Source organism: Serratia sp. J2 (genome assembly GCF_046269175.1).
Lineage (GTDB): Bacteria > Pseudomonadota > Gammaproteobacteria > Enterobacterales > Enterobacteriaceae > Chania > Chania fonticola_C.
This window is the reverse complement of the sequence record NZ_JBKABN010000018.1, coordinates 55,627-67,478: the sequence shown is the minus strand read 5'-3', so window position 1 is coordinate 67,478 and position 11,852 is coordinate 55,627. Positions and strand designations below refer to the sequence as shown.

The window sequence follows — 11,852 nt, the reverse complement described above, 5'->3', positions numbered from 1 at the left end:
CCGGGCCCGGCAATCAAGGGCTATCTAAGACTTACCCTCTCTTTAGCTCCCATCTTGCCGCCATGTTTTGCTACCAGATACGCAAAATATCAACGCTCATGTTTCACCGTCATCGAAATGCTGGGATCGGCCCCCAGCTTCATCATTGTGGCCGCTGTCTCTCGTACTAAGCTCCGACATAATGCAATTTATAGGTTTACACCTATATAGCTTTTGACCTATATTGCTAAGGAGCACATGTGTGGGAGATTAAAACAACGGATATGTTTGATGAGTGGTTCAGCCGGTTGGAGGGCACTGATAGAGCTTCTGTGCTGGCGTCACTCATTGTACTACGTGAAAAAGGTCCTCAGTTGCCCAGACCTTATGCCGACACGGTGAAGGGATCGCGCTACAGCAACATGAAGGAACTACGCGTGCAAAGTCGAGGCATACCGATACGGGCATTCTTTGCCTTTGATCCACGTCGTCGCGGTATTTTGCTTTGTGCTGGTAACAAGGCCGGTAATGAGAAGCGTTTTTATGAGGTGATGATCCCGATTGCCGATCGGGAGTTTACCCAATTTCTGAATACATCAGAGAACAAGGAGTAGGCCATGGGCAGAACACTGGAACAAATCCTGGCGGAAGAAAAACCTGAAGTAGTGGCCAGCGCTGAGCGCATTGCGGCGGATACGCTGCTCAATATTCACCTGGCCGAGCTTCGTGAGCGGGTGCAGAAAACCCAGGTTGAAATGGCACAGGCGCTTGGCATCAGACAACCCACCGTCGCGGGTATGGAAAAGCCTGGCCGCGATCTGAAGCTCTCCTCGCTCAAGCGCTATATCGAGGCCGCGGGGGGAAAGCTGCGTCTGGATATCGAGCTGCCGGATGGTTCGCACTACGGGTTTGTTATTTAATCAACTGGCTCGATTATTCAACCCTAAATCTGTCGCGGATAGGTTTGAACGCTGTAGCTTGCCAGGCGACGGGTATATATTGTTTGCCTATCGTCGGCAACGGCAGCGTTTGAACTTTGCGCCATCTTATTAGGAGTTTGATTATGTCCAGCACCCATCTGTCAGGTACTTTTACGCTCGGCACGCACACCGTCAAGCGGCTCGGCTATGGCGCCATGCAGCTCGCCGGACCGGGAGTTTTCGGTCCGCCGAAGGATCCTGAAACGGCCATCGCGGTTCTGCGTGAAGTGATTGCCAACGGGGTCAACCATATCGATACCAGCGATTTTTATGGCCCGCACTATACCAATCAAATCATTCGCCAGGCACTGCATCCTTATGCCGACGATCTGGTCATTGTCACCAAGATCGGTGCTCGCCGCGATGAGCAAGGCGCATGGTTGCCTGCGTTTTCTCCGGCGGAGCTGACCCAGGCCGTGCATGACAACCTACGTAATCTGGGGTTGGATGTGCTTGATGTGGTCAATCTGCGCTGCATGTTTGATGCACACGGCCCGGCAGAAGGGTCGCTTGAAGAGCCACTCTCCGTGCTAGCCGAGCTACAACAGCAGGGGCTGGTTCGCCATATCGGGCTGAGCAATGTCACCTCGGCTCAGGTTGCGCAAGGGCAGAAGATTTGTGAGATTGTCTGCGTACAGAATAATTACAACCTGGCACACCGGGATGACGACGCACTGATCGACGAACTGGCTGGCAAGGGCATTGCTTATGTGCCGTTCTTCCCGCTGGGTGGATTCACGCCGTTGCAGTCTACGACGTTGTCAGACGTTGCGCAGCAGGTGGGAGCCTCGCCTATGCATGTGGCACTTGCCTGGTTGCTGCAGCGTTCACCAAACATTCTGCTGATCCCAGGGACATCTTCTCTGGCCCATCTGAAAGAGAATCTCGCCGCAGCCCAACTCAAACTGCCGGGCGAGGCTATTGCGAAGTTGAATGCGATGTAAGGCAATCCGATAGCTGTAACCTTTGCGGGAGCCCTGGGTTCCCGCTAAAAATACATCCTCCCAGCATTCCCATCCCTCTGCGGATCAACGCCAGTCCTCTTTTCTTTAATGTATTAATAAAATCCATTCTTATCAGTAAAGAGACAAATGTTGTCTTAAATGTGTCCATTTTATAAGATGATTGTTAATATGTTAACGAATGATCACCAAGACTCACGCCCACAACCGCTGAGGCGTTATTGATGATAAAGGAGCCGCTATGCCACCTGCCTTTACTAACCGGCCGCCACGTTGGTTGATCCCGCTACTGGGATCGCTGGTGGCTTTTGGCCCGCTGTCGATTGATATGTATCTGCCCGCGTTACCCGCGATGGGGCAACAACTGCATGCCACACAGGGGCAGATGCAGCATTCATTGGGGGCATTCTTTGCCGGTTTTTGCATCGGCATGTTGCTGTACGGGCCGCTTAGCGATCGGCTAGGCAGGCGAAAGCTGCTGTTGAGCGGCATGCTGCTGTTCGTGATTGCCAGTGTGCTATGTACGCAGGTCACGCAGGTTGAACAACTGGTGGTATTGCGGGCGTTACAGGCATTTGGTAGCGGGGCCGCGGTGGTGATGGCGCGCGCCATCGCCAGGGATGTTTATGCCTCGGAAGAGCTTCCCCGAGTGTTATCGCTAATGACGCTGGTTACCATGATTGCACCGCTGCTGGCCCCGTTGTTGGGCGGTGCTTTGCTGATGGTCTTCGACTGGCAAGCCATCTTCATGTTGTTGGCGGTGGTGGGCTGTATCAGCGGGTTATTGGTGTTCTGGGTACTGCCGGAGACGTTAAAAACCCCGCCAGGGCAGTCAGGTAGCATCCTGAAAGCGTTTCATAACTATTGCCTGTTGGTCCGTGACAGAGAAGCGATGGGCATTATTGCAACTCTGGCGTTTTCCTTCGCAGGCATGTTTGCCTTTATCAGCGGTTCTCCCTTTGTCTACATCAGCTACTTCCAGGTGCCCGCTCAGTATTACGGGCTGCTGTTTGGCTGCAACGTCATTGGCATGATCGCCGTGCTGCTGCTGAACGTGCGGATGCTGAAGGTCTACAGCCTGCCGCGCTTATTGATGATACAAAGCAGTGCCCAGGTATTGTTTGGGCTGTTGCTACTGGTGTTCCATCAGCAGAGCCTCTCCATCCTGGTGATTCTGGTGGTGTTGTTTATGTCGCTGGTGAATGCTATTGGCACCAACAGCCTGTCGCTACTGTTGCAACAACGCGGTCAACAGGCTGGGAGTGCCAGTGCCCTGGCGATCTCGTTGCAGTTTGGTATGGGGGCGTTGGCAAGCCTGGCCGTTTCCTGGTTGCAGGATGACACGCCGTTTGCCATGACGTTGGTGATGGCCGTCTGCGCGGCGCTAGGTTGGGTAGGGCAGAGGATGTCTGTGGCGCGAATAGGTTCACGGCTGCATGAATAGGTAGGATGTGGTGGTGAAGTTTTCATGCGCATTGCCGTTGCCGACAATGCGCATGAGGTTTACCGAGTAAACTCACTGACTATTGGCAATAATACCGCGCAACAGCTTCTTCAAAATGCCCACTTCGTCTGCCGTGAAGGCGGACAGGACCTGCTCTTGCTGTTTGGCAGCAATATCTCTCAGTACGCTGGCCTGGCGTTCTCCTGCCTCGGTCAAGTGATGGCCATTCTCGGTGCTGGACACCAAACCTTTACGGTACAACGCTTCCTGCGCCTCTTCGATTTCTCTGGTTGGCATCGCCATTTCTGCCAGTAGGCAGGCCTTATCAAGGCAGGCATCGCTGTCCAACACCAGCAGCATTCTGGCCTCGCTGGCCCGCAACCCGGTGGAGAGCTGCTTGGGCTGGTAGCTGCTTTGATAGCTGCGCAGCGCCTGGGTGAGCAAGTAGAAGACGTTGTTATTCAGGCGCTCCTGCCTGGCGCTACCTACTGCGTTCTGTGCAACGCGCTCCGCCACCTGCGGGTAAGGCAGCACCATGGAATAGGATCCCTGGTGATACACCAGCGGTGCGCGGCCCAGGTCGTCAAACGCGACCACTTTACCAATCAGGATCCAGTGGTCACCGCCGTCAACTTGCTGATATTTCTCACACTGAAAGCGTGCGGCACAGTCGGTCAGCAAAGGCACGTCACCCGCGCCGACCTCCACCTCAATCCCTGCAAATTTATCCTCGCTGGGGCGGGCGAAACGATTGGAGATATCCATCTGATCGGCGGCCAGCACGTTAATGGCGAAGTGGCTGGCTTGTTCAAAGATCGCGTAGCTGCCGGAGCGTTTATCAATGCTCCACAATACCAACGGCGGATCCAGTGATACCGAGTTAAAGCTATTGGCCGTGACTCCCACGCGGGTGCCATCTGCGGTTGCTGCTGTCACTACCGTCACGCCGGTGGCGAAATTACCCAGCGCACGGCGAAATGCGCGGGGATCCAGAGCAGGTTCTGTGTGATGTGTCATTAAATAGGTTCTCCTGCTCGTTACACCATCGTCGGATCGGGTTCTAACCCCATCAACTCGCGGCCTAATATCTGTGCACAGACATCGTAATCGGTATAGGCATGTGCCCCGGTCATGTGTGAGTCGCGGAACAATCGCTGGATCTCATTGCTTTCCATCCAACTGGTTGCCCCTGCGGCGCTGAACAAGCGATCAACCGATTCGATGCACATTTTGACCGCATAGGCCTGGTTGGTACGCCAGAACGTCAATGTCTGGTGAGAAGGATATTGGTGCTTGCGGCCGTGTTCGGCATGTTCTTGCCAGGTTTTTTCCAAAAAGGCACGGGCGGCAGCAACCTGATGGGTGGACTCAGCCAGACGCATCAGCGCCGGGGTGGCCGTTCCCACGCTGGCTCCGGTATAGGCTCGCACGCGGTTTTGGGTTTTTTCTTTGAAGGCGACCAGCATACGCTCCGCAACGCCAAGGCTGATGGCGGCAAAACCGCAGGCGAAATAGGGACGATAGGGTGAGTAGAAAATATTACTGTCTGGGTAGAGGCCGAAACCCGCAGAGCGCCCGTGCATCATATCCTGAGCGGCTTCAATGCGGTGGTTCGGCACGAAGGCGTTTTTTATGACCAACGTTTTGGAACCGCTGCCGCGCATGCCAACCGCAAACCAGTCATCACGAATTTCGTAATCGCTACGTGGGATCACGCCAAAGCTGTAGAGCAACTCACCGTCGGCGTTTTTGCGGCGAAAGCCGACAATCGCCCATTCGGCGTGGTCACAACCGCTGCTCCAGCCCATTTCACCGCTCAGATAGACACCGCCTTCGGCTTCCTCAATACGGCCAAACGGGGCAATACTGCTGCTGGCGGTGGCATCTGGATTATCGCCCCAGATCTCTTGTTGCAGTTTGGGGGAAAACATCGCTATCTGATGGCTGTGGGTGCATAGCAAACTGAAAGCCCAGGCGGTTCCGCCACAGGCTCCGGCCAGCGCGGCGACACAATCGGTGAATTCTGGCAGGGAGATTTCCAGGCCACCGAATTTTTTCGGTTGGAACACCCGGTGCATACCTATACTTTTTAACAAGCGGATATTCTCATCCGGTACTTTTCGTTCGCTTTCCGCCTGTGCGGCGTTGGCAGCGATAAGTGGCAGAATGGGCAGTAATTTTTCCAGCATCGGGTTGCTAGTATTCATCAGTTGGTTCCCTCGGTAGGGGTGGGCGTGGGATGAGTATGGGGGAAGGATATTTTAATGGAATGTAACATTCAGGTAAAAAATTGTACTTTTCATGTTAAATGTCGAGGGTGTGATCTGGCGGCGGGTTTGAGGCTCTTGGTTAGTCAGCTGCAATGGACTGATACCAGATTCATAAAACTTTGCGTAAGTAAGGAACGCGGTAGCCGTAGTCTGGCTTGTGGGTTTTCCTGTGCGTTGCGCAGCTTCGGTAGGTTGCATCAGGCGTTTGGCAATGTCGGAATCATTTAGCACTTTATCGCTCAGTGCCTGATTCACATTCTGGGTGAAATGGAGAGTCAATGGGCCAGGTTAGATCAGGTGCCCGTCATAGATCCGCAAGTACCGATGGTAAAAATATTCAATATCGGTCGGTGAGTTCTCAGTTTTTCGGCGTAGGGTTTCTAAAATGGAGTGAAGTTTATCCGGAGAGAACCATGAAGCCTGAAAACAAAGTACGCGTGCTGGAAAGGATCTCACCACAAATGCGCGAGATCCTGGCGTTTCAGCAAGCGCATCCACAGCCTGCTGTTGACGAAAGTGATCTTCCCGCGCAGCGGCGAGCCTACAGTGATGAGCGTCGCTACTGGAATGAAGGTGGACCGCAGCCTGTTCGTAGCCAGGATATTATGGTACCCACATTCTGCTATGAGACAAAAACCCGGATTTACATTTCACAAGAGCGCGCCCAGGGAACGCTTTTCTATCTGCATGGCGGTGGGTTTGTTTTGGGTAATCTCGATACCCACGACAGGATCATGCGGCTGCTGGCGCACTATACTGGCTGTACTGTTATCGGAATTGATTACCCCCTTTCTCCTGAAACTAAATTCCCGCAGGGCATCGAAGATATTGTTGCTGTGTGTCAGTTTTATTATCACCACGCCGAAAGTTATGCGCTGAACATGGAACAGATTGGTCTGGCGGGTGATTCTGCCGGCGCTATGCTGGCACTGGCTTCCATGTTGTGGATGCGTGATAAAAATATCCACTGTGGTCACGTGAAGGGGCTTTTGCTCTGGTATGGACTGTATGGTTTGCGAGATTCCGCCAGTCGACGTTTGTATGGCGGCAGTTGGGATGGACTGACGCAGGAGGATTTAGCCTTCTATGAAACGGCTTATCTCAATAAGGTAAGCGATCGTGAATCACCGTATTACTGCTTGTTTAATAATAATCTTAGTAATGCCATGCCACCCTGTTTTATCGCCACCGCAGAGTATGACCCGCTGGTTGATGATAGCGTGGCACTTTACCATGTTTTACAAGAGCATGGCCAGGAGTGCAGCTACAAGATGTACCCGGGTACGCTACATGCTTTTTTGCATTACTCACGCATGATGGATATTGCCGATGAAGCATTGCGCGATGGTGCACAATATTTTCGCCAGCAGTTGCGCTGAATTTGAATTTTATTTTTCGATTAGGGAAACTGTATGAATGATAAATGTATTGATAAACCGTTGTATTTATTAATTGCGGATTGGGTAATGGCACAAAACCGCTGGATTAGTGCCAAAGAAATTGCCTGTGAGTTTAATATCGACCCCTGTAAAGCCATTAACACCGTTTCGTATATTCTGGCCGATGTTGAGGAAATCGAGTGTGAAACCAAAACGATGCCTACTCAGCTCAAGGGCAGAGGATGCCAGTGCCAGCGATTATTGAAAGTCAGCAGTATTGATAAGCAGTTATACGCCCGACTGGAATCTTCTTCTGAAGTAAAGAATGTATTCCATATCTCCTCACCCCGGCTGGCAGCAGTGCCGCCTGGGGAGCTTAACCAAGAGCAGAAGTGGCAGTGGATGCTATCCAAAACACAACGTCGGTAGGTTTATAACCTTCATACTTCAAGTTGCATGCGTGTTGGTAATACTCGATCCTGTGAGGCTGCAGCAAACAGGCGCGTAATGCGCCTGTTTTTACAGGTGTTTAGGCTTTACATCTGTCGTGCCGCGTAGCCTGGGGCGGTTTGCTTCAACCTTGCACATTGGCTCTGTAGGATAAAGCGATGTATGGCATCGTGCTGCCAGATCCTGATACTCTCTGGTATTGAGTTTTTTCCAATGTCGTTCTTCATCAGTTACCGCTCGCAGATGTCGGGCTGGGCTGCCAACCAGCAACTGCCGTGGTGCACCGATAAACCCAGCTTTCACAAAACTCATTGCCGCGACAATACTCTCATCCCCAATTATCGCACCGTCCATGATCACGCTGTTCATACCAACCAGCGCATCACGGCCAACGATGCAACCATGCAGAATGGCGCCATGACCAATATGTCCGGATTCATGCACGATGGTGTCCGTATCGCAGTAACCATGCATGATGCAACCATCCTGAATGTTGGCTCCGGCCTCGATAATCAGTCGGCCATAGTCGCCACGCAGTGAAGCATGTGGACCGATGTAAACCTGCGCACCGATAATCACATCACCGATGATCACCGCCGATGGATGTACCCAGGCCGTGGGGTGCACAACAGGTGTCAGCCCTTCAAACGAATAAAAACTCATCTCCCTCTCCCATCAGGAAAGCGCTCCGTCTCATCTGGAGTATTGCAAATTATCTGTTTTTCCATTGTGGTTCGCGTTTCTCAGTAAACGCCTGTGGCCCTTCGAGCGCATCTTCTGAATGCAGTACACTCGGATAATGTTTAAGTGTACCGCTACGCATCAGTTGGTAGCCTGCTTCAATCGGCAATTCGCGGGTAGCGCGATAAATCTCTTTCAGGGCGGCAATAGCGAGTGGCGCGCTGGAAACGATTTGCGCGGCCAGTTCCCTCGCACTGTCCATCAGAGCATCGGGGCTGACAACACGATTGACGATTCCCCAGTGGAGCGCCTCTTGTGCATCCATGCGTCTGCCGGTCATTACCATTTCATTGACGAGGGCAGGCGGCAGGATTTTCGGTAAGCGCAGTACGCCGCCGCTGTCTGGCACAATCCCTAATTTCGCCTCGGGTAATGCGAAGCTCGCGTTATCAGAACAGACGATCATGTCTGCTGCCAGCGCCAATTCGAAGCCGCCGCCGAAAGCATAGCCGTTGACGGCGGCAATCACGGGTTTATCCAGATTGAAGATTTCCGTAAGTCCGGCAAAACCACCAGGACCAAAATCAGCGTCTGGAGCTTCTCCTTCCGCGGCGGATTTCAGGTCCCAACCAGCGGAGAAAAAACGCTCGCCGGCACCGGTAATAATCGCAATGCGTAATTCAGGGTCGTCACGAAATTGCAGAAAAGTTTCCCCCATCTTGAAGCTGGTGGCGGCGTCAATGGCGTTGGCTTTTGGCCTGTTTAGCACGATTTCCAGAACCGGACCGTTACGGGTGATCTGTAATTCATTGTTCATTTTTCCCTTCCTTTTCAATGTATTATTGAAGTTGCTTTTTTATCACTTTTCCAGAGCAGTTGCGGGGGAGATCCTGACGAATTTCCATACACGTCGGAACTTTGAATTTCGCCATGTTGGACTCGCAATAGCTGAAAAATTCGTGGTCGCTAAAACTTTCCCCTTCATGAAGAACGATAAACGCTTTAATTGCCTGATCGCGCATAGCATCAGGAATACCAATGACGGCAACGTCTTGAATTTTCGGATGCGAGGCGAGAATATTTTCGATTTCACTACAGGAGATATTTTCGCCGCCGCGTTTGATCATATTGCTGCTGCGATCGACGAAATAGAAAAAGCCATCTTCGTCCTGATAACCACAATCACCGGTGTGTAACCAACCGTGTTGGTACGCATGGGCGGTCGCTTCCGGCTGGTTGTAATACTCTTTGAACAGCGTTTTTCCTGGTTCACCTTTAATGCAGATTTCGCCGACTTCACCAGGCGGAACAACCGCGCCGCGGTAGTTGCGGATTTGCGCTTCGTAGCCAAAACCAGGGCGGCCAATGGAAGGCCAGCGTCGCATGTCTCCAGGACGGTCGCCGATAATCCCGACAATAGTTTCCGTCATACCGTAAGAGGTCAGGAGTCTTACACCAAAGCGCGCAATAAAGGCCTCTTTTTCCTCAACCGAAAGATTGAGATAAAACAGCACTTCACGCAGTCGATGCTGCCTTTCATCTGGATTGTGAGGCTGGGCCAGCAGCGTTCTTATCATCATCGGGATACATTCGGTGACCGTCGCCTGGTACTTGAGGATCTTGCTCCAGAAAGCGCGGGCGCTGTATTTTTCAAGCAACACAAAAGTGGCCCCTGCGGAGAATGCCGCCATGGCAGCCGTACACTGGCAATCAATATGAAACGCAGGCATGACAGTGAGATAAACATCATCGGCACGCAGCGCGCACTGCCAGGCAGTGTAATAGCCTGCAAAGCGCAAATTGTAGTGAGTGATGACGACCCCTTTAGGGCGTGACGTGGTGCCGGAGGTGAACAAAATTTCTGCTGTGTCATTAACGCTCAGCTCAACATGACACATTAGCTCAGGCGCGTGCTGTTGCTGGAGCGCTGAAAAATCAAGCGTAACCGCATCCGTGGCAATTGCCAGGTTTGAAATGAGAAGAATGCGCTCAAGCGAGGTGTTGTTTTCGCCAAGTATCTGCCGATATAGCGGATAAAAGTGATGGGTAGTGACCACCATGCGGGCCTGGCAGTTATCAACCAGCCACCGGCTTTCCTCGATTAAAAAGCGAGCGTTGATAGGGACTACAATAGCCCCAATTTTCGCCAGCCCAAACCAGCAAAAAATGAACTCCGGGCAGTTGTCGAGATGCAGGGCGACTCTGTCACCTTTTTCCACACCAAGCCCATGGAAGAGGTTAGCCGTGCGGTTAATTTCCTCATTCAGGGTCTGGTAACCGAATTGCCGTACCTCACCTGTAGCGGATTCAAAAATCAGTGCGGTTTTGTTGCCATTAACATCCGCCATGTTGTCCCACATCTGGCGTAAGTTTTGTCCACCTATAAGATCCATTGAACGCTTATCCCGCTCTTAGACGCAGATGGCTCAAACGTGGGTAACAATCAGTTTGAGCCGGTCATGCGCTTACTCTGTTGTTTTAGCCAGTCCTTTAGCGACCAGCCCCCTGATATCAGCTTCGCTGTAACCGATACTTTGCAAAATTGCGTCAGTATCCATTCCGTGAGAAGGCATGCTGCGCCAAATTTTCCCCGGATGGTTGCGGAATTTAGGCATCACATTCGGCCCTTTGCAGGTATCGCCTTCCAGGGTTTTCCACTGGGTGATTGATTCACGGGCAATGTACTGCGGGTTTTTTTCCAGCTCAGGAATGGTTAGAACTTTGGCACTGGCGATGTTCAGTTCTGCAAGTCGTGCCAGCGCTTGCTCAATGGTGAGTGTTGCCAGCCATGTGTCCAGTTTTTCTTCAACGAGCATGCCATGAGGGCATTCCACGCGATGAATAAGCTGTGTCCCTTTCGGAATTTCTGGCGTACCGATCAGATGCGCAAGACCAATATCGGCGAAGATTTCCTGAATCTGGGTGATGCCGACAATCTCCATCACGATATAACCGTCGCTACAGGTGTAAAGTCCACAGCCCGCGTAATAAGGGTCTTTGCCTTTGGTCATGCGCGGGCAAACTTCACCGCCGTTAAAGTAATCCATCATGAAGTACTGGCCCATGCGTAGCATGACTTCGTACATCGCAATATCGATACTCTCGCCCTTGCCAGTCTGGCGCGATTTATACAGCGCAGCCAGCGCCGATGTGGTTGCCGTCATGCCGGAGAAATAGTCTGCGGTATAGGGGAAAGCGGGCATTGGCTGGTCTTTATCACCGTTCTGAATCAAGTAGCCGCTGAACGCCTGAGCAATGGTGTTGTAAGCGGGCAGGTTGGTGTACTGTGGATCACCGTATTGCCCAAAGCCTGATAAATGGGCAATGACCAGACGAGGATTGTGCTGCCACAGCACCTCATCAGTAATGCCACGGCGGGCAAACGCCGGACCTTTACTGGCCTCAATAAAGATGTCGGTCGTTTCCATTAGCTTCAGGAATGCTTCGCGGCCTTCATCTTTAAAAATGTTGAGGGAGAGAGCGCGTAAATTACGGCGCGAAAGCTGCGGATAATGCGGTTGAACGCGGATGGTGTCGGCCCAGGCGACGTTTTCAATCCAGATAACTTCCGCGCCCCATTCGGCAAACATCTGTCCGGCAAATGGCCCGGCAATTTCGATCCCGGAAAAAACAACTCGCAGCCCGGATAAGGGACCAAATTCGGGCATTGGTAAATGAGTGGTCATGGTTTACACCTCGTCATAAAA

12 protein-coding genes are annotated in these 11,852 nt (G+C 52.1%); 6 read left to right on the top strand and 6 right to left on the bottom strand.

Annotation, left to right across the window (positions count from 1 at the left end; translation table 11 throughout):
* Nucleotides 1-239 precede the first annotated feature (239 nt).
* The 4 genes from ACKWMY_RS18455 (at nt 240) to ACKWMY_RS18440 (ending at nt 3,365) form a co-directional block, all read left to right on the top strand.
* Nucleotides 240-593, top strand: a complete 354-nt coding sequence (locus tag ACKWMY_RS18455) for a type II toxin-antitoxin system RelE/ParE family toxin (protein WP_309046809.1) — start codon at nt 240-242, stop codon at nt 591-593.
* A gap of 3 nt (nt 594-596) precedes the next feature.
* On the top strand, nt 597-899 hold the full coding sequence (locus ACKWMY_RS18450) for a helix-turn-helix domain-containing protein (protein ID WP_409486785.1): 303 nt from the start codon (nt 597-599) through the stop codon (nt 897-899).
* 143 nt (nt 900-1,042) lie between these two features.
* Entirely contained in the window at nt 1,043-1,903 is an 861-nt protein-coding gene (locus ACKWMY_RS18445) for an aldo/keto reductase family oxidoreductase (RefSeq protein WP_409486784.1), read from the top strand.
* A gap of 259 nt (nt 1,904-2,162) precedes the next feature.
* Nucleotides 2,163-3,365, top strand: a complete 1,203-nt coding sequence (locus ACKWMY_RS18440; RefSeq protein WP_024528105.1) for a Bcr/CflA family multidrug efflux MFS transporter — start codon at nt 2,163-2,165, stop codon at nt 3,363-3,365.
* 72 nt (nt 3,366-3,437) lie between these two features.
* Here the strand turns inward: ACKWMY_RS18440 and ACKWMY_RS18435 are convergent, their stop codons facing one another.
* Both ACKWMY_RS18435 and ACKWMY_RS18430 read right to left on the bottom strand, forming a co-directional pair.
* Entirely contained in the window at nt 3,438-4,382 is a 945-nt protein-coding gene (locus tag ACKWMY_RS18435) for a p-hydroxyphenylacetate 3-hydroxylase reductase component (protein ID WP_065683277.1), read from the bottom strand.
* 20 nt (nt 4,383-4,402) lie between these two features.
* Nucleotides 4,403-5,572, bottom strand: coding sequence for a p-hydroxyphenylacetate 3-hydroxylase oxygenase component (locus tag ACKWMY_RS18430; protein WP_024528107.1), 1,170 nt, complete (start codon nt 5,570-5,572; stop codon nt 4,403-4,405).
* Nucleotides 5,573-6,048: 476 nt separating this feature from the next.
* On the opposite strand from ACKWMY_RS18430, the gene aes reads away from it, so the two are divergent.
* Both aes and caiF read left to right on the top strand, forming a co-directional pair.
* Complete coding sequence (gene aes / locus ACKWMY_RS18425; protein WP_024528108.1) at nt 6,049-7,014, top strand: acetyl esterase; 966 nt, start codon at nt 6,049-6,051, stop codon at nt 7,012-7,014.
* A gap of 33 nt (nt 7,015-7,047) precedes the next feature.
* Nucleotides 7,048-7,443: a carnitine metabolism transcriptional regulator CaiF gene (caiF, locus tag ACKWMY_RS18420; protein ID WP_024528109.1), complete on the top strand. Its 396-nt coding sequence runs from the start codon at nt 7,048-7,050 to the stop codon at nt 7,441-7,443.
* A gap of 90 nt (nt 7,444-7,533) precedes the next feature.
* Here caiF and caiE read toward each other — a convergent pair whose 3' ends face one another.
* The 4 genes from caiE to caiB form a co-directional block, all read right to left on the bottom strand.
* The gene (caiE, locus tag ACKWMY_RS18415) at nt 7,534-8,127 is read right to left on the bottom strand and encodes a carnitine operon protein CaiE (protein ID WP_074031932.1); all 594 of its coding nucleotides are present in this window, start codon (nt 8,125-8,127) and stop codon (nt 7,534-7,536) included.
* A 49-nt stretch (nt 8,128-8,176) separates the two neighbouring features.
* Entirely contained in the window at nt 8,177-8,962 is a 786-nt protein-coding gene (gene caiD / locus ACKWMY_RS18410; RefSeq protein WP_024528111.1) for a crotonobetainyl-CoA hydratase, read from the bottom strand.
* 22 nt (nt 8,963-8,984) lie between these two features.
* A complete protein-coding gene (gene caiC, locus ACKWMY_RS18405) occupies nt 8,985-10,538 on the bottom strand; it encodes a crotonobetaine/carnitine-CoA ligase (protein WP_074031933.1) in 1,554 nt (517 codons plus the stop codon).
* Nucleotides 10,539-10,610: 72 nt separating this feature from the next.
* Nucleotides 10,611-11,831 carry an L-carnitine CoA-transferase gene (gene caiB, locus ACKWMY_RS18400; protein ID WP_074031934.1) on the bottom strand — a complete coding sequence of 407 codons (1,221 nt, stop codon included), beginning with the start codon at nt 11,829-11,831 and terminating at the stop codon, nt 10,611-10,613.
* Nucleotides 11,832-11,852 lie beyond the last annotated feature (21 nt).